The organism is Aestuarium sp., assembly GCF_023253315.1.
GTDB classification, from domain to species: Bacteria; Pseudomonadota; Alphaproteobacteria; order Rhodobacterales; family Rhodobacteraceae; genus Marivivens; species Marivivens donghaensis.
The window spans coordinates 1-732 of sequence record NZ_JALRGW010000141.1; the positions used below are offsets into that span (position 1 = coordinate 1).

The 732-nt window shown below is 42.9% G+C and carries 1 protein-coding gene; it reads left to right on the top strand.

Annotated elements, in window-relative coordinates; all coding sequences use genetic code 11:
* The coding region (locus AC1QQ2_RS14685) for a zinc-binding dehydrogenase (RefSeq protein WP_479713702.1) at positions 1-424 on the top strand (424 nt) is incomplete at its 5' end.
* Positions 425-732 lie beyond the last annotated feature (308 nt).

Consider the following 732-nt stretch of genomic DNA (forward strand, 5'->3'; position numbering starts at 1 on the left):
CTATCAGGTAAAGCCCGGTGATACGGTTTTATTCCATGCGGCAGCTGGTGGAGTGGGCTTAATTGCCATGCAATGGTTAAAGCTATTGGGTGCGACTGTAATTGGTACAGTCGGTTCAGAAGAAAAAGCAAAATTAGCCAAATCTTATGGTTGCGATCACACCATCTTGTATAACAAAGAGGACTTTGTAAAACGTACCCGTGAACTTACCAATGGTCGTGGTGTTAACGTGGTTTATGACTCGATTGGTAAAGATACTTTTATGCAGTCTTTGGACTGCATCATGCCAAGAGGCATGATGGTTACATACGGCAATGCTTCTGGTCCAGTTCCTCCAATCGATGTTGGTATTTTGCTCGTCGTTCTGTTTTTGTGGCTGACACCTGCTCAAAAAAGTCTTTCACAACGTCTCGCACCAACTTAGCAGTCAGTTTTAATCCAGCCTTTTGTTTGCCAAGTAAATTGTGCCATTCCTCAACAGCAAATCGCTCAGCAAGTACACGCTCAGTTTCACGTGTGCTTCTGCGTATGTAGCCAATTTTGCCTTTGAGTTTTGCTCTGTACCACCAAGCATCGTTGTTTTCTAAGTCAGCACGTTTGTACAACATCAACTGCTCGTTGGTGCCTGCTACAAAATATCTATCTATGTAAGACTGTGACATCCGCTAAAAACTTGAACGTGTAAGTGCTTTCAACGTGTAAAGCGTATTATCCACATCCAACAAAATCAAC